This is a genomic window from Neotamlana sedimentorum (assembly GCF_000943565.1).
GTDB lineage: Bacteria > Bacteroidota > Bacteroidia > Flavobacteriales > Flavobacteriaceae > Neotamlana > Neotamlana sedimentorum.
On sequence record NZ_JTDW01000005.1, the window covers coordinates 20,887 to 39,668 of the forward strand.

The 18,782-nt window shown below is 31.0% G+C and carries 14 protein-coding genes; 8 read left to right on the plus strand and 6 right to left on the minus strand.

What is annotated here, in order from left to right:
* Positions 1 to 55: 55 nt before the first annotated feature.
* Positions 56 to 1,009: a YihY/virulence factor BrkB family protein gene (locus PW52_RS07250; RefSeq protein WP_044632285.1), complete on the minus strand. Its 954-nt coding sequence runs from the start codon at positions 1,007 to 1,009 to the stop codon at positions 56 to 58.
* A 90-nt stretch (positions 1,010 to 1,099) separates the two neighbouring features.
* Complete coding sequence (gene nadC / locus PW52_RS07255; RefSeq protein WP_044632286.1) at positions 1,100 to 1,960, minus strand: carboxylating nicotinate-nucleotide diphosphorylase; 861 nt, start codon at positions 1,958 to 1,960, stop codon at positions 1,100 to 1,102.
* A gap of 132 nt (positions 1,961 to 2,092) precedes the next feature.
* Between nadC and rlmH the strand changes: the two genes are divergently transcribed.
* Positions 2,093 to 2,566, plus strand: a complete 474-nt coding sequence (rlmH, locus tag PW52_RS07260; RefSeq protein ID WP_044632287.1) for a 23S rRNA (pseudouridine(1915)-N(3))-methyltransferase RlmH — start codon at positions 2,093 to 2,095, stop codon at positions 2,564 to 2,566.
* Here the strand turns inward: rlmH and PW52_RS07265 are convergent.
* The 3 genes from PW52_RS07265 to PW52_RS07275 all read right to left on the minus strand — a co-directional run bounded on the left by PW52_RS07265 (position 2,563) and on the right by PW52_RS07275 (position 6,774).
* Positions 2,563 to 2,862 carry an HPF/RaiA family ribosome-associated protein gene (locus PW52_RS07265; protein ID WP_044632288.1) on the minus strand — a complete coding sequence of 100 codons (300 nt, stop codon included), beginning with the start codon at positions 2,860 to 2,862 and terminating at the stop codon, positions 2,563 to 2,565. The genes rlmH and PW52_RS07265 overlap by 4 nt on opposite strands.
* Before the next feature lie 98 nt (positions 2,863 to 2,960).
* Positions 2,961 to 3,377 (minus strand): response regulator, encoded by a 417-nt coding sequence (locus PW52_RS07270; RefSeq protein ID WP_044632289.1) that lies wholly within the window; start codon positions 3,375 to 3,377, stop codon positions 2,961 to 2,963.
* 19 nt (positions 3,378 to 3,396) lie between these two features.
* Positions 3,397 to 6,774 (minus strand): PAS domain-containing protein, encoded by a 3,378-nt coding sequence (locus tag PW52_RS07275; RefSeq protein WP_131453984.1) that lies wholly within the window; start codon positions 6,772 to 6,774, stop codon positions 3,397 to 3,399.
* Between the two features lie 260 nt (positions 6,775 to 7,034).
* Here PW52_RS07275 and PW52_RS07280 point away from each other — a divergent pair, with 260 nt between their 5' ends.
* The 4 genes from PW52_RS07280 to PW52_RS07295 are packed head-to-tail and all read left to right on the plus strand — an operon-like array spanning position 7,035 to position 11,655.
* Positions 7,035 to 7,622 carry a non-canonical purine NTP diphosphatase gene (locus PW52_RS07280; protein WP_044632291.1) on the plus strand — a complete coding sequence of 196 codons (588 nt, stop codon included), beginning with the start codon at positions 7,035 to 7,037 and terminating at the stop codon, positions 7,620 to 7,622.
* Between the two features lie 44 nt (positions 7,623 to 7,666).
* On the plus strand, positions 7,667 to 9,892 hold the full coding sequence (locus PW52_RS07285) for a RelA/SpoT family protein (RefSeq protein WP_044632292.1): 2,226 nt from the start codon (positions 7,667 to 7,669) through the stop codon (positions 9,890 to 9,892).
* A 23-nt stretch (positions 9,893 to 9,915) separates the two neighbouring features.
* Complete coding sequence (locus PW52_RS07290) at positions 9,916 to 10,371, plus strand: Fur family transcriptional regulator (RefSeq protein ID WP_044632293.1); 456 nt, start codon at positions 9,916 to 9,918, stop codon at positions 10,369 to 10,371.
* 9 nt (positions 10,372 to 10,380) lie between these two features.
* Positions 10,381 to 11,655 carry an adenylosuccinate synthase gene (locus PW52_RS07295; RefSeq protein ID WP_044632294.1) on the plus strand — a complete coding sequence of 425 codons (1,275 nt, stop codon included), beginning with the start codon at positions 10,381 to 10,383 and terminating at the stop codon, positions 11,653 to 11,655.
* A 248-nt stretch (positions 11,656 to 11,903) separates the two neighbouring features.
* Here the strand turns inward: PW52_RS07295 and PW52_RS07300 are convergent, their stop codons facing one another.
* On the minus strand, positions 11,904 to 13,637 hold the full coding sequence (locus tag PW52_RS07300) for a carbohydrate-binding protein (RefSeq protein WP_044632295.1): 1,734 nt from the start codon (positions 13,635 to 13,637) through the stop codon (positions 11,904 to 11,906).
* Positions 13,638 to 13,880: 243 nt separating this feature from the next.
* On the opposite strand from PW52_RS07300, the gene PW52_RS07305 reads away from it, so the two are divergent.
* From PW52_RS07305 to PW52_RS07315, 3 genes are all read left to right on the plus strand, one after another.
* A complete protein-coding gene (locus PW52_RS07305; RefSeq protein ID WP_044632296.1) occupies positions 13,881 to 16,028 on the plus strand; it encodes an OstA-like protein in 2,148 nt (715 codons plus the stop codon).
* 2 nt (positions 16,029 to 16,030) lie between these two features.
* Complete coding sequence (locus PW52_RS07310; RefSeq protein ID WP_044632297.1) at positions 16,031 to 17,212, plus strand: aspartate aminotransferase family protein; 1,182 nt, start codon at positions 16,031 to 16,033, stop codon at positions 17,210 to 17,212.
* A 161-nt stretch (positions 17,213 to 17,373) separates the two neighbouring features.
* A complete protein-coding gene (locus PW52_RS07315) occupies positions 17,374 to 18,762 on the plus strand; it encodes a tetratricopeptide repeat protein (protein WP_044632298.1) in 1,389 nt (462 codons plus the stop codon).
* The last annotated feature ends 20 nt before the right edge of the window (positions 18,763 to 18,782 follow it).

Below are 18,782 nucleotides of genomic sequence, written 5' to 3' on the forward strand. Positions count from 1 at the left end.
CGTTCATCGATTAAAATAAACGTTTCATATAAAATAAATTTTAATAAAAACAGGATTATTTCTTTTTATCCGGAAATTTACGTAGAAATTGAAGCGATGCATTTAGCTCATAACCTAATAATAATATATTAGCATTAAGCCATAAATAAAATAATAGAATTAATAATGCACCAATAGAACCATAAAGTTTATTGTATTGACTAAAATTTTCAATATAAATACCAAATAAAAATGAGGTTATCATAATTAAAATTGTAGTAAATAAAGCTCCAATCGAAAAAAACCTTGATTGTTTACCTTCTTGAGTTCCAAAGTAATACAGCGTAGATGTTGCCAAGTAAACCATTATTACAAAAAAGGTATATTTAACTACATTGGCCCAAAACACACCATTTACGTCTACTTCTAGCCTACTTTCTTTTAAAGCGCCAACTAATCCCTCAACAACATAAATTTGAAAATAACCCAAAACGGCAATAGTTAAAATAAGTAAGAAGGTTAAAATTAGGGCAATTCCTAATGCATAAATATATTGTCTAAATACATTTCTAGTGAGTTGTTCATGATATGAGTTTTCGAACCCTGAAAACACAGCATTTACACCGTTTGCCATTAAAAGTAACGATAAAACAAAAACCGAAGATAACAAACCTCCTCGCGGCGATTTATCTATATTTTCAAAAATATTAGTAAAGAAAAAATCTGAAGTTGTTGGCGGTAAAAACGATTCTAAAAAATGTAAAAACTCAATTTTAAAGTCATCAATAGGTACATATGGAATAATTATTAACACGAACAATAAAAACGGGAACAACGCTGTAAAAAAACTAAATGCAATTGCACTTGCTCGTGTTGTTAAAGCGCCTTTAACAATTCCTGTTATATAGAGTTCTAATAAATCATAAAATGAGAGTCCGACTAGCCCTGGTAGTTTTATTTTTTTAAAAAACCTAACTAAGACATTTACTATAGGGATCTTATTTAGACTGTCTTCGATAGGTTTACTCATCAATACTAAGCATTAATTTATTACAAAGTTAATAAAAGTATGTAATGAAACGGTCGAAATAAAAATAACACAGGTAATTTTTACCTAAAACTATTTTACGGCTTTAAGACTTAAATCCATATTATAAACCGAATGAGTTAAAGCACCACTAGATATATAATTTACTCCACATTCTGCATAAAACCTAATCGTGTCTTCATTAATATTACCTGAAGATTCTGTTAAACACTTATTTCCAATAAGTTTTACAGCTTTTCGGGTATCTTCGTAGTCAAAATTATCGAGCATAATACGGTAAATACCATCATTTTGTAAAATTTCTTCAACTTCGGTTAAATTTCTAGCCTCAACCATAATTTGTAAATCTTTTTTGGTATCCTTTAGGTAGTTTTTGGTCATTTCAATAGCCTTAGTAATACCTCCTGCAAAATCTATATGATTATCTTTAAGCATAATCATATCGTATAAAGCAAATCTATGATTCTCTCCACCACCTATTTTCACTGCCCATTTCTCTAATACACGAATACCAGGTGTGGTTTTACGAGTGTCTAAAATTTTAGTGCCCGTACCTTCTATCAAATCGACAAACATTTTTGTTTTAGTGGCAATCGCACTCATACGTTGCATCGCGTTTAAAACAGTTCGTTCGGCTTTTAAAATGGACTGAGAAGATCCTTCAACATACATAACCACATCTCCAAACGATACTGATGTTCCATCTTCAATTTTTACATCAAGTCGTAAATTTTTATCAACATAAGCAAATACCTTTTTCGCAAAATTAACACCTCCAATAATACCTTTATCTTTTACTAAAAGTTTTGCACGTCCTCTCGCATTATCAGGAATACAAGCTAGCGAGCTATGATCGCCATCACCAACATCTTCTCTAATTGCATTAGCAATAATCATTTTAACTTCTGTATCGAACTGCTCTTGTGTAATCATTTGTTTTTTTGCGTTAGTTTTGAACAAAAATAAAAAAATGTGCGACTTTATTAAATTTTACTTTTATGAATTTGGTATTTATGTCGAATTTAAATTCATTATTCATAATTTCGTACTATAAATTTTACTTTTATGACGATTAAGCTTATTGCCATTGGAAAAACAGATAGTAAACCATTGTTATCATTAATTACTGAATACGAAAAAAGATTAGGTTTTTATGTAAAATTTATTTTTGAGCTTATTCCAGATATTAAAAACTCCAAACATTTAAGTGAAGCACAACAAAAGCAAAAAGAAGGTGACCTTATTTTAAGTAATATTAACAATAACGATGTTTTAGTTTTACTTGATGAAAATGGTAAGCATTATGACTCTGTATCCTTTGCTAATTATTTACAAAAACATATGAATTCGGGTATTAAACAACTTGTTTTTGTTATTGGAGGCCCCTATGGATTCTCTGAAGAAGTTTATAAAAAAGCTAATGGGAAAATATCACTTTCGAAAATGACATTTTCCCATCAAATGATTCGTTTATTTTTTATAGAGCAATTATATAGAGGATTTACTATTTTACGAAATGAACCCTACCATCACCGCTAATGTACTTTTAATATTTGTTTTCGCTTTTTTAATTGTCGCTCTAAATCGGCTATAGTTTCTCTAATTGACACTTCAAAATTATGGGTATTAGAAGTTGCGAAAAGTCGTGGTCCTGGTAAACTTAATTCTATATTACAAATTTTACCTCTATTAAAGTCTTTTTCATCTTGTTTAAAATGTACAGTTGCGCTTATTAAGAACTCAAACTTTTTAAATAAGTTATCTAACTTATCTTTTGTGAAATTTGATAATGTTTCACTTGTATTTAACCCTACGTATTGAATATTTACTGTCATAACATCTAAAATTTAGTTTAAATTATATTATAAAAGTAACACTTAATATGTTTAAGTTTTCTGATAAAAATCATAAAATCTGGTTAAACCTTTACAATTTATATTTTACCTTCTCGCTGAAGTTTTTCGAAAATAGCGTGCAGCTCTCCCCGTTTTATTGGTTTTATAATATAGTCTGATATATCTGATATGTCTTTTGCTCTTTCAATATCGGCAGGATCAACTGATGAGGACACCATAAAAATTATTATTTTTTTACCTACTTTAGGCTTTATTTTTACGTATTCTGCCATAAATTGAAAACCATCCATTATAGGCATGTTAATATCTAAAAATATAACGTCTGGGAGTTTATTTATGTCACCTAAATGCTTTAATAGAAAATTACAAGCCTCTTCTCCATCGTAAAAAGCCATGATATTCTTTTCTAAATTTAACTTTTTAAGAGTTTGTAAAGTAGTGAATTGATAAATTTCGTCATCATCAACAATACAAATATTTACAACTTTACTCATTTATATTATTTTGGTTAGTTTAAATGTTATTAAAGTTTATTACAAACGTTGTCCCTTTATCTATTTCACTAGACACAACAATGCTCCCCCCCATACTTTCAACTTGAGCTTTCGTCATAAAAAGACCTACTCCTTTTGCTAGAGGATGTTTATGGAATACTTGATTTAAACCAAATATTTTATCACCATATCTTTTCATATCTATTCCTAAACCATTATCTTCAATCATAAACTTTACGCTCTTGTCATTATTTAATTTTGAACTGATTTTAATTACTGGTGTACGTTTTTTGGAACGGTACTTTATTGCGTTTTCCACTAAATTAAGTAAAATACTTTCAAAATACTGTTTATTATATTTAATTTTATTTACTTCTGAAAAATCACTAATTAAAATAGCACTGCTTTCTGTTATTTGTGAGCTCAATAGCTGTTTTACCTTGAAATGTATTTCATCGAAAAATATAATTTCCTGATTAACTTCAGCATTTTTTATTCTTAAAGCCTCTACTAAAGTATTTAAGGTTATTGTTAAACGGTTTATTACAATATTAAATTTGTCAAAAATTAAACCTTTTTCTACTTTACTTTCTGAATCAAAATAGAGATCTAATAACGCATTAAGATTACTTACAGGTGCTCTTAAATTATGAGATGTAATTTGCGCAAAATCTGACAACTGCTTGTTTTGACTTATAAGTCGTTTTGCTAAGGTTTCTAATCTTGAATTAGTTTTTAAAATATGCTGTTGCTCCTGAATTTGATTTGTTCTATCCTGAAATGTCCCTTTAAGTAAAATAGGAGTACCATTTTTATTTAGCTCAACCTCACCATTTATAAGAATATTTTTTACTTTTCCTGTGTTAGTTATAACTCTATGTTTAATATTGGTATCGAACTTATTATTCACTAAAATTTTATTAAAGGTGTTAATAACAAATTCTTTATCTTCCGGGTGCACATAATTTGATACATAATCATTAAAGAAGGATATTTTATCTGGTGGATTATTTATTTCAAGAATATTTAGTATCCCTTGAGACCAAATAAAGTTATCATTTTCAGAAGTATAAATCCAATTACCAATTTTTGCCAAATCTTCAGCAAAACTTAACATTTCATTTTTATTCTTTATTTCTACTTCAGCTTCTTTTTCAAAAGTTATATCTTTCGTGATGCCTTTAATCATAACAATGTCTCCATTATTATTTTTTATAGCCTCTGCATTAGACATAATACTTTTTATTTTACCCTTGGCCGTAATAATACGGTGCTCTTCTGTTTCAATAAATTTGTTTTTATTAAATAAATTTTCATGTAATTGTATTACCTCTTCTTTATCTTCTGGATGCACAAAGGTGTAATAATACTCAAAAGTAAGTTTTTGGTTAAAATCTTCTAACTCAAAAATATCATACATTCCATCAGACCAAACAATTTCGTTGGTTAACAAATTAATTTCCCAACTTCCCATCTTAGCAAAATGTTCTGCAAAATTTAGAATTTCATTTTTACGTAGTAATTCTTTTTCTGCTTCAATTTCTTTAGTTATATCTCTAATAACAGCTGAAATAAGTATGCCTTCTTCTGTTTTTAGTGGGCTTAAACTAATTTGTATTGGAAATTCTTTCCCATTCTTTTTAATAGCGTATAAATCTTTCCTTTCGTTTAAATTTATAGATTTAGGTTTTTTGATAAAGCCTTCACGATTACTTTTATGATATTTTAAATAGCGTGCTGGCAAAAGTACATCGACAGACTTTCCTAAGAACTCCTCTTTTTTATAACCAAATAAATCTACAGCCTTTTGGTTTACTATCTGAATCTTGGAATTTTCATCTGAAATAATCATCGCGTCTGCCGCCGACTCTAATAACCCTTTAAACTTTAATTCCTCCTCTCGTTGTTGGGTAATATCTTGGCATGTTCCAATTATTTCTACAACCTCGTTATTTTGGTTAGTAATTACTTTACCTAATAAATGAACATTTTTTACTTTTCCATTGGTTGTTACTATTCTATGAATAAAATCATCTTGAAATTTTTTGTTTAAAATAGAGTTTTGTACAAAGTGCGATACTTTGTTTTTATCATCTGGGTGAACAAAGTTAAAATAGGTTTGATAATTTAAGTTTAATTTAGAATCTTCTAAACCAAATATTTTATATAAGTTTTTAGACCACTTTACGTCATCAGTAACTAAGTTCCAACTGTAATTGCCCATTAAAGCAATTTCTTCTGCAAAAGTTAATAACTCATTTCTCTTAAGTAATTCATTCTTTGCTTTTTTCTCTTTAGTAATATCCTGAATTACACCAAATAGACGTACAACCTTACCATTAATAAACTCTACCTGCCCTATAGAACGCACCCAAACAACATTACCTTTTAAGGTTACAAGCTCGAGCTCTTCATCGAAAGGAGCTCCGTTTTCTAAAGATTTATTTAATACACTACTTATCGTGTCTCTACTCCTTCCTTCTTTATAAAAGCTAAGAGCTGTGGTTACATTTGGAACATAATCTTCCGGTACTTCATGTATTTCTCGAACAATTTTACTCCAATGAAGTTGTTCTTTTTCTAAATCTAATTCCCAAGTACCTATTCTTGCGATTTCATTGGTTTTCTCTAATATTTTATTTGTTCGTACTCGCTCTCTATTTTTTAATTTTGCATTTGTAATATCCTGGAAAACACCATATAACCTATTCACTTTTCCATTTACACACTCTGCTTGTCCTATTTTACGAACATAAATTTGTTTACCTTTAAAGGTTACCATTTCTAACTCTACATCAAATGATTGCCCATTTTTAACTAAATTAGAAATTAATTGTACTATTTTTTTTCGGCTTTCACCTTCTTTGTAAAATGGTAAACTTTCAGATTTTTTAGCTTTAAAATCTTTGGGCAACTCTAAAATCTCTTTAGTTATATCATTTAAATCATATTCCTCTGTTTCTAAATCTAATTCCCAAATACCAATTCTTGCAACTTTATTAGTGCTTTGTAGTATTTTTTCTATCCTCTCTTTCTCTATTCTCTGTTCTCTTTCTTTTGTAATATCTCCAGTAAACATTATTAAGCCACCAATGTTACCATTAGTTTCGTACCAAGGTCTTACATCCCAAAAAATCCATTGCGTTGTTCCATCGGCACGCTTAAATGGCGCTTCACTACATTTATCAATAGCTCCGTTCAAACATTCTTTGTGCTTTTTCTTCCAATCATCTCCAATTTCTGGAAAAACATCATAATGCGAACGCCCAACTATTACTTCATCTTCTTTATTATAATCTTTTAGCCATTTTTGAGATACAGCTATATAAACCATATTTTTATCTAACATGGCAACTGATGTTGGTGACTGCTCAATGAAAATTTTATTATACCTCACTTTAACTCTAATTATTTATTAGTTTTAAAAAACACAGAATACTCCTTAACTTTATACAACCTCATAAATCACTATAGTTAAGACACTTAAAAATAGAAAAGTCACTGTATTTATTATTATATATATTTAAAAAAAATCAGACAAGGTGAGAGAAAATAAAATGATTTTTTTTACAAATATATCCATAAAAAATAAATTGGGAAATATTTGCTTTCTAAGCGATTTGGTGGCTATTTTTAGCATTATAAAATCATCAAATTATGCAACTCGTTTTCGCTACAAATAACCAAAATAAAATTAAAGAAGTTCAATTATTAATTCCAAGTTCAATTAAGGTTTTAAGTTTAAACGATATTGGCTGTTTTGAAGATATTCCGGAAACGCAAAATACCATTGAAGGAAATGCCAAACAAAAAGCCAATTACATTTTTACAAAATACGGATACAATTGTTTCGCAGACGATACAGGCTTAGAAGTTGAAACTTTAAACGGTGCTCCCGGAGTATTTTCGGCCAGATATGCTGGTTTACAAAAAAATGAAAATGATAACATTAACAAGCTATTAGGTGAATTAATGAATAAAAAAAACCGAAATGCTCAATTTAAAACAGTTATAGCCTTACAATTAAATAACAAAATTGAAACTTTCACAGGTATTTGCAAAGGTACAATAACAAGCAATAAAATAGGAAGTCATGGGTTTGGATATGACCCTATTTTTAAACCCAATAATTATGATCAAACTTTTGCCGAAATGGAAGTGGGTTTAAAAAATAAAATTGGGCACAGAGGAAAAGCCGTAAAACTATTAATGACCTATTTAAATAAATTGATTGTAAAAAATTAAAACTTTGTATTGCTTGTTAAAGCAGATTATCTTAAATTTAATTTATGACTGAAGAAGCTATAGAAAAAGAAAATATTGCTATTACAAAAGCCTACAAAGAATTATTAAAAGTTAGTTATACAACTTTATCTAATGATGATAAAAAATTAATTCGTAAAGCTTTCGATATTGCCTTAGATGGCCATAAAAACCAGCGACGTAAATCGGGTGAAGCCTATATTTTTCATCCTATCGCTGTGGCAAAAATTGTGGCTCAAGAAATTGGCTTGGATGCAACATCGATTGCCTCTGCTTTACTACATGATGTTGTTGAAGATAGCCCTGATTACGAAATTGAAGACATTGAAAAACTGTTTGGTTCAACCGTTGCTACAATAGTTGCTGGCCTTACAAAAATTTCGTCCTTAAGTAAAGAGCAAGATATGGATGTTTCTCTGCAAGCAGAAAACTTTCGTAAAATGTTACTAACCCTTAATGATGATGTTCGGGTAATAATTATAAAAATTGCCGATAGATTGCACAATATGCAAACTATGGATTCTATGAGAACTGATAAGCAAATTAAAATTGCATCGGAAACCTTATACATTTATGCTCCCTTAGCACACCGCATCGGGCTCTATAATATAAAAACAGAGCTTGAAGATTTAGGCTTAAAATACACAGAACCCGATATCTACAAAGATATTTTAGGAAAAATTAAAGAAAGTAAAGAGGAACAAGATTTATATATTGAACAATTTAGTGAAGTAATTAAGAATTCACTAAACAAAGAAAATTTAGATTATACCATTAAGGGTCGTCCAAAATCAATTTTTTCTATTCGACGAAAAATGCTTAATCAAGGTGTTCCTTTTGAGGAAGTTTACGACAAATTTGCTATTAGAATAATTTATCAATGCGATGCCGACCCTAAAACAGAAAAGTTTATTGCATGGAAAATTTACTCCATTGTAACCGATCATTTTAGACCTAACCCAACTCGTTTACGCGATTGGATTTCGTCACCAAAAAGCACAGGTTATGAAGCCTTACATATAACTGTAATGGGACCTAAAGGACGTTGGGTTGAAGTGCAAATACGTAGTAACCGTATGAACGAAATAGCCGAAAAAGGTTACGCAGCCCATTATAAATATAAACAAGCTAGCGAAAAAGAAGATAACCTAGAGAGTTGGATAAACAGATTACAAGAAGCTTTAGAAGGTCCAGAATTAAATGCAGTAGATTTTGTTGAACAATTTAAACTCAATCTTTACTCTAAAGAAATTTTTGTGTTTACACCAAAAGGCGAATTAAAATCGTTACCCAAAGGAGCGACTGCCCTCGATTTTGCTTTTAGTATTCACACGGAGGTTGGCATGCATACTCGTGGTGCCAAAGTAAATGGTAAGTTAGTTACTTTAAGTCACGGCTTAAAAAGTGGAGATCAGGTAGATATTATTACCTCAGAAAACTCTAAACCAAATACCAATTGGCTCGATTATACAACAACTGCTAGGGCAAGAGCCAAAATTAAATCTGCTTTACGCGAAGACAAAAAACGCATTGGTGAAGATGGAAAAGAAATTTTAAATAGAAAATTAAAGCACCTAAAAGTTAATCTTGACGAAGAAGTCGTTAATGACATGGTCCGCTTTTTCAACTTAAAAACAAGTTTAGATTTATTTTACAGAGTTGGTGTGGGCTCAATTGATAACAGCATGATAAAAAACTTTGCATCTTCAAGAAGTAATAGTTTTATGTCTTATATTAAAAATAAAATTTCTAGGAAAACCCCAATTAAAAAAGAAGAACTTGATAAACCCGAAATTACACTTAACTACGACTCTCTAGTTTTTGGAAAAGAAGAAGAAAAACTTGAATATAAGCTTTCAAACTGTTGTAATCCTATTCCTGGAGATTCTGTATTTGGTTTTTTAACCGTAAACGAAGGTATTAAAGTACATAAATACAATTGTCCAAATGCAGTAAGTTTGCAATCCAATTACGCTTACCGTATAATGCAGGCCAAATGGATTGATTCTACACAACAAGAATTTTTAGTGAAAATAATTATTACAGGTATTGATCACATAGGTTTGGTAAATGATATTACCAAAATAATATCAGAAAACATGCACGTTAATATGCAAAGTATAAGTTTTAAAAGTAACGACGGTTTATTTTCAGGAAAAGTTAGCGTAATTGTTAAAAACAATACAATAATTAAAACACTTCTACAAAAACTTAAAAAAATTAATGGTATAGATAAGGTTACAAGAGTTTAAAAGTGTAAATTTGCCACGATATTATGGAGACAACAGCAGATAAAAACCAAGAAATAGTTAAAAGTGTTTTTACAAACTTTTTAGAAAAAAAAGGACACCGTAAAACACCAGAGCGTTACGCTATACTTCAAGAAATTTACAACAATAACGAGCATTTCGATATAGAATCTCTATATCTAAATATGAAAAACAAGAAGTATCGCGTGTCTCGTGCTACACTTTATAATACCATAGAATTGCTTTTAGATTGTGGTTTAGTAAGAAAGCATCAATTTGGACAAAACCAATCACAATACGAAAAATCGTATTTCGATAAACAACACGACCACGTTATTTTAACCGATACTGGTGAAGTTATTGAGTTTTGCGATCCAAGAATTCAATCTATAAAAAAAACAATCGAAGAAGTTTTCGATATAGAAATAAATAACCACTCACTTTATTTTTACGGAAACAGAAAACCTAATACAAACAACTAACTTTTTACAATGGCAGTAGATTTACTACTAGGACTTCAATGGGGAGACGAAGGCAAAGGAAAAATTGTTGATGTGCTTACCCAAAACTACAATATTATTGCACGTTTTCAAGGCGGTCCAAATGCAGGACACACATTAGTGTTTAATGGCAAAAAACATGTTTTACACACCATTCCTTCAGGAATTTTTCACGATAACGCTATAAACCTTGTTGGTAATGGCGTAGTTATAGATCCTGTAATTTTTAAAGGCGAATTAGATAAGCTTGATGAGCAAAATATCGATTACAAGAAATCGTTACTTATTTCTCGAAAAGCTCACATCATTTTACCAACCCACCGCTTATTGGATGCTGCAAGCGAAGCATCGAAAGGAAAAGCTAAAATTGGTTCTACCCTAAAAGGCATTGGCCCAACTTACATGGATAAAACCGGACGAAACGGTATCCGCGTTGGCGATTTAGAACTTAGCGATTGGAAGGAACGCTACCGTAATTTGGCCGACAAACACGAATCTATGATTGCCTATTACGACGTTGATATAGAATATGATTTAAAAGAACTAGAAGACGCCTTTTTTAAAGCTATTGATGTTTTAAAATCTTTAACTTTTATAGATTCTGAAGAATATATTTACCAAGCTCAAAAAGAAGGACAATCTATTTTAGCAGAAGGTGCACAAGGATCACTTTTAGACATCGATTTTGGAACCTACCCATTTGTAACCTCAAGCAACACAACTGCTGCAGGAGCATGTACTGGTTTAGGCGTAGCACCAAACCAAATTGGAGATGTTTTCGGTATTTTTAAAGCATACACCACCCGCGTAGGATCTGGCCCATTCCCTACCGAATTGTTCGATGAAGATGGCGAAACAATGGGACGTGTTGGTAACGAATTTGGTGCAACTACAGGCCGTCGCCGTCGTTGTGGTTGGTTAGATTTAGTGGCTTTAAAATACGCATGTCAAGTAAATGGTGTTACCCAATTAATGATGATGAAAGGCGATGTGCTTTCTGGTTTTAAAACACTTAAAGTTTGTACCGCTTATAAATATAAAGGTGAAGAAATTGCGCATTTACCATACAATATCGAACCAGAAAATGTTGAGCCTATTTATACTGAATTTAAAGGTTGGAATGAAGATTTAACTGGCATGTCTGAAGCGTCACAACTTCCAAGTGAGTTAAACGACTATATTGCATTTTTAGAAAAAGAATTAGAAATTCCAATAACCATCGTATCGGTTGGTCCAGATAGAAAACAAACAATCTTTAGGAATTAATAATATACTTAATTTTTATTAAAAAAAGCTACTCCAAAAAGGTAGCTTTTTTTAGTTTTAAATCTTGTTAGGCTAATTTAAAATCACGGCCTAAAGTACACATATATTTAAACCAGTTAATTATTTTACAAAGTAATTTTAAAATAGAATTTATTATTCAGTTTAAATTGGTTTTATTATCATATAAGACATAAAAAAGCCATCGAAAATTTGATGGCTTTATAAAAATGATTTAATGCGATAATAAATTAAATATCCTGTCCTTTATGATTTACATTAAAAGCGTAAACATAAACCTCTCCATAATTATCACTTCGTCCAAAATAATTTTCTTCTGTACTTTCATTAGACTGAGTATAATTACCTACTTTAAAATACACATCGTCGTAATCTATATCTAAAAGAACTGTGCTGCCTCCATCAGACAATAAATAATTACTTGCATTTCCGTTATTATAAGCTGTTCTTAAATTACCATCTTCACTATAATAGCAGTAGTGCTTGCCATCTATAATTCTAAAAATTATTTCAAATTTAGTTCCTAAAGTATATCCTCTTTTAATGGTTACTTCTTCTCGTAACTTTCCTCCATTAAAACTTAAAAATAAATGGTCATTCTCAAGTCTTACCACCATAGAATCATCGATTCCATCAGATTTATTTCCATGAATTTGTCCTGCAACTAAATGCGATTTATTAATAGGCAAATGTGTAATTGCTTGTTGAATATATAATGCATGATCCCCATCTGTTGTCCAATAGACGTCACTGCTTCCATCTTCTTCACGTTCTCTTAATTCTGATCTAGAATAACCTGTTTGATCCGAAGTTGTTCCTAACTCCCCACCATCTAAATAAACAGAAAATATTAGTGCATCTTGGTTATCACTTACTTCATATTGGCCAGTAACCTCTCCTTGACTACATAATTGTTTTTGTTCAGACCCATCAACCCAAGTTATTTTCCATTGGTTACAATTTTCAAAGAAATCCCATGGATTAGCTCCAGTTGGATTATCAATTGGATCTACGGGGTCTACAGGATCCACTGGCCCACCTGTACTTTCTCCAAATACTTGTACCTCTGCTAAGGATAATGGTTGGCTGTCTTTTAATTTAACACGAACTCTGTTACCAAATACACCTCCTGTATTAATGGTTACAGATGGGTTTGGTGTTTCTGTTATTGTGGTTTTATATACTTGGTTTCCTGCTACGTTATAAACAAACACATCAAAATTACTTAACCTATCCATGCAACAGTTTGTACGGTTCCAAATTACAATTTCTTCAATATTAGTATCGTTGGCCAAACGCACTTGCCACCATGATTGATATTCATTTGTAGCACTGTGTGTTACACTATTTTGATTCCAAACTCCACTAGTATTTCCATCAATAGCTCGAGAAGCAACACCACCATAACCTGTAGATGATTGTTCAGCAGTTCCTTCTAACGCTAAATTTGTTGAGCTGGTACTTGAATCGCCACTTAAAGTAAAACTATCTATATCTAATAAATAGCCCGAACCACCTGTAAAAACGACATATAAATCCGAATTGGTAGAATCGTCATTTAAACTACCTGTAAAAGTTTGCATATTAGCCCACCCTCCTGTATTTGAAACAGAAACCGTACCCAATAGATCTCCGCCTGTAGGACTGCCAGCTCTAAATTCTATGGTGCCTCCACTATTGCCGCTGGAAGCTTGAACACTTACTGAGCTAGCTCCTGAATAATCAAAATCATCAAAACGAATCCAATCACCGTTATTAATATAACCTACTCGATAACCACTTCCTGCAATTTTAATTCCACTTTGCGAATTATAGTCTTCTGCCTGGATAATAGAATTTAGGTTCATTGATAATGATGTGGAATTTGGTGCTACTTCAACAAGTCCCGAATCCACTTCGTCTGTTGCACAATTACTGAGTAGTGCCAATAGCACCACTCCTAATGGCTTTAAATAATTTTTCATTTTAATTTAGTTTAGTTTATTATTACATCTGGAATTGGTAATCCAGATTGGTTGACCAAAACTAAAGCTTTTTAATGAGTTAACAAATAATTAACAAGAAAAATATTAATATTTTATTAAATACTACTTCTTTTTAAGCATTTCATAGCTTTTGAGTTTTAATTTTAAAAAAATACCACTATTTTCTATTGTAAAATAAAAGCATCATTTTTATCGTTATTTTTGCGATAAACTTTTAATATTTTGAAGACACCACAAGTTCTATTTTTAACTTTCAGTTTTATTTTTATTTCGCTTTCAAATACATTTTCTCAAGAAAACAAGAAAATTGAAATTGAATACGCCGGTAAATTAACTATTGATGAAGCCAATTACCCCGGTGCAAAAATTTTAATCCGTGATGATGCTCAACAAGTTCAAATATATCATCAAGGAACTAACATGTGGTGCGACAAAGCCATTCATTACGGAAAAGAAGATTTTATTGAAGCCTATGGTAACGTAAAACTTATTCAAGGAGACACCATTAACATGACATCAAAGTACATAGAGTATAGCGGCTTAACCGAGCTTGCTTTTGCTCATGGTGAAGTTATTTTAAAAGACCCTAACTCAACGATTACTACCGACACTTTATATTATGACAAACTAAATCAACAAGCTTTTTATAGAACTGGTGGTACCGTAGTAAAAGATTCATCGGGAACTATTACCAGTAAAATTGGACGCTATTTTATGGACATGAAAAAGTATCAATTTGTAGAAGATGTGGTTTTAGTAAACGACAGTACAACCATAAACTCAAATTATTTCGATTTTTATTCCGATTCTGGTCATGCTTATCTTTTTGGGCCTTCAACCATTACAAACCCAGAAAGTGTTACATATTGCGAAAAAGGCTTTTACGATACCAAAAACAAAATTGGCTACACCGTAAAAAATTCTAAAATAAACTACGACAACCGAATTGTAGAAGGCGATAGTTTATATTTCGACAATAAAATAAGTTTCGCTTCGGCAACTAATAATATAAAGATTACCGACACTTTAAACAATAGCATTATTAAAGGCCATTATGCCGAAGTACATAAAGCAAAAGACTCTGTGTTTATTACTAAACGAGCTTTAGCTATTTCGGTACAAGAAAATGATTCTATTTACATGCACGCCGATAAAATTATGGTTACCGGCAAACCCGAAAATCGAATTATAAACGCCTATTATAATGCTAAAATTTTTAAGTCGGACATTAGTGGAAAGGCAGATTCTATATACTCCAACCAAAAAACTGGGTTAACTAAACTAATCAATATTTCTAAGTTAAATTCCAACGATAAGTTTTCAACAAAACGGAAACCCATTTTATGGAATTATGAAAACCAAATGACTGGAGACACCATTCATTTAATTTCCAATAACGAAACCGAAAAACTCGATTCGCTATTGGTGTTTAATAATGCCTTTGTTATAAGTCAAGATACCATTAGTAAAACAGGGTTTAATCAAATAAAAGGTTTAAGTTTAGTTGGTTTATTTAATGATGAAAACCAACTACGTCAAGTCGATATTACCAAAAATGCAGAATCTGTTATTTGGGCTAGAGACGAGCAGAAAGCGCTTATTGGTATAGATAAAGCAAAATCTGGAAGTATTTCCATGCTTTTCGCAAATGGAGATATAGAAGAATATACAAGGTTTAATCAAGTTGATGGCACCTTATCACCTGAATCAAAATCACCCGAAAAAGAACGTATTCTTAAAGATTTTGATTGGAGAGAAGACGAACGGCCAATGAGTGTCGACGATTTATTTAAGGACGATCCACCTTTTGAATTACCAATTATTAAAGGTTTAGAAGATTATATTCCGCAAGATGTGTTTTTTGATGAAGACATGCTAGCCCGTGTTGAAATGGCCGGATATATTTCGCCTAATTTAATTAATGAAAGTGTCATCATAAGTAAAAAAAATAATTTATTAATCCTACCAAACAATTTTAAATCAAATAAATGGGGTAAAGAAGGCGTGGTAATTACTACAATTAACGAAATAGCACCAAATGGTGAGTATATTACACAAAAAGTTAGTGCAAGCGACAAGGATAAACCATATAGGTGTATTATTCAAACTGTAAATACCACAACTGGTAAATTAGAATTATCAGTTTGGTTAAAAGGTGCGGGTACAATTAGACTTAAATTCCAAGAAGCTGGAGGTGATTATACCAACTATATTCAAAAAGAAATAACCTTAACTAAATTTTGGAAAAAACACATTTTACAAGTTGAAAAAGAAAATGATGGTAGTAAATTACGAACTGTAATTATTGGAATTGATAAAGAAGACGATTTTTTAATCTGGAATCCTACATTAACTCTCATTTCAAAATAACTTTGAACCAAGAATTTAAAAAATACCAAGCACAAACTTCACCACATCCGTTAGGATTAGAAATTTCGCATGCCAAAGGTTCTTATATTTACGATATTGAAAACAATGCGCATTTAGATTTTGTTGCGGGTGTTTCGGCCACACCATTAGGGCATAATCACCCCAAAGTTATTGAAGCCATAAAAACTCAATTAAACAAATATATGCATGTCATGGTTTATGGCGAATATGTGCAAAAACCAGCTGTAGAACTTGCTAAATTATTGGCAGAAAACCTTCCAGAACCATTAGAACAAACCTATTTAACTAATTCTGGTACAGAAGCCATCGAAGGCGCTTTAAAACTTGCAAAACGTGCCACGGGCAGAAGTGAAATTATTTCGGCAAAAAATGCCTATCATGGCAACACAATGGGTTCAATGAGTGTTATGGGCTACGAGGAACGCAAACAAGCTTTTAGACCGTTGCTACCAAACGTTAAGTTTATTACGTTTAATAATTTTGAAGATTTAACTAATATTACTACGAAGACGGCAGCCGTTATATTAGAAACTATTCAAGGTGGTGCAGGCTTTATTTTTCCTCAAAAGAACTATCTCGAAGCTGTTAGAAAACGTTGTAACGAAGTTGATGCCTTATTAATTTTAGATGAAATTCAACCAGGTTTTGGTAGAACCGGAAAGCTTTTTGGTTTCCAACATTATAATTGTATTCCAGATATTTTAGTCACCGGAAAAGCACTTGGAGGAGGTATGCCAATTGGTGCTTTTACAGCATCAAAAGCATTAATGGTTTTATTACAAGAAAACCCAAAACTTGGGCACATAACAACCTTTGGCGGGCATCCGGTTATTGCTGCATCTGCTCTAGCTACACTGAAAGAAATTACAGAAACCAACTTAATTTATAAAACTTTAGAGAAAGAAAAATTATTTAGAAAACTATTGGTTCATCCCTTAATTCAAGAGATTAGAGGAAAAGGTCTTATGCTAGCATTAATAATGGAAAATGCTGATATTACTAATCAACTTATTTTAAGATGTAAAGATCAATGTTTAATTCTTTTTTGGTTGTTATTTGAACCTAAAGCGGTGAGAATTACGCCGCCACTAACTATAACTGTTCAGGAAATAGAACAAGGATGTCAATTAATATTATCAGTTTTAAACCAAATTAAATCATAATTTTCTTATATAATAATTTTTAGCTCAAACATTAGTAATTATATATAAATTAAAAATTACTTTCTATATGTTGATTACTTTGTTAAAAACATTTCTTATTTTTTCAATTATAAAGCAAAATAGAATTTAACTTTATTACAGAACAAATTACAAATTTGCTTATGAAGTTTAGTCAGGAAGACAACAATAACTTACCGCTTACAAAATTTGAATCAATGCTTAAAACGAACCACGTTTTATTTTTTGATTCAGAAGAATTCGAAAACATTATTCATCATTATCTTAATCAAGGTAAAATTGCATTAGCAAAAAAAGCTATTAAATTAAGTCTAGACCAACACCCAAGCTCGGTTAATTTAAAACTTTTTAAAGTAGAAGTTATGGTTTTTGAAGATAAACTTAATGAAGCCGACAATATGCTTAACGAGCTTCATTTACTCGATCCAACAAACGAAGAAATTTACATTCAAAAGGCTAATATTTTTTCTAAACGCGACGAGCATCTTCAAGCAATTAAAGTATTAAAAAAAGCAATTAGTTTAACTGATGATGCAGTAGATTTGTACTCTTTAATTGGTATGGAATATTTATTTTTAGATGAATATGAAGATGCCAAAACCTATTTTATGAAATGCTTAGAAGAAGATCAAACCGATTTTTCTTCGCTTTATAACATTATATATTGCTTTGAATTTTTAAACCAATATGAAGATGCCATTTCTTATTTAAATATTTTCCTAGATGCCAACCCATATTGCGAAGTTGCATGGCACCAACTAGGCAAACAATATTTAGTTTTAAAAGATTATAAAAAAGCTTTAGCAGCCTTCGATTTTGCCATAATTTCCGACGATACATTTGTTGGCGCATATCTAGAACGTGGTAAGGTTTTAGAAAAATTAAAACGTTACGAAGATGCTATTGAAAGTTATACCATTACTCTATCGCTCGACGATCCTTCTGCTTTTGCCCTATTGCGTATAGGTAATTGTTACGAAAAGTTAAAGAAAAACGATTTAGCACTTCAGTTTTATACGAAAGTAACACGTGAGGATCCATCTTTAGATAAAGGCTGGATTGCTTTAACCCGTTTTTTTTGTAAGAAAAAAGATTATAACAAAGCGTTGTCCTATATAAATTCTGCGTTAAATATAAATTCTGAAAATGCAACCGTTTGGAAATTATATTCGCAAATAAACCAACGATTAAAGTTTTACGAAGAAGCCGAAAAAGGCTTTAAAAAAACGTTAGAATTGGGCAATTACGAACTTAACACATGGTTATCTAGAGGAGATTTACTAATAAAACTAGGAGAACCAGAAGCAGCTATTTTTAACTACGAACAAGCTATAGATTTTTATCCAGACAACGCCGAATTAGAATACCGATTGGCCGGTTTATTCTTTTCTTTAAATGAAAACAATAAAGGCATATTCTATTTAAAAAATGGTTTGAAGCATAACGAAGATTATGCATTTATCATAGAAGAACTATTTCCTGAAGTGGCAAATAAAATTTTAGTAAAAAACATTCTAAAAACAAATCTTTAACAATAGGTTTAATTAAATTG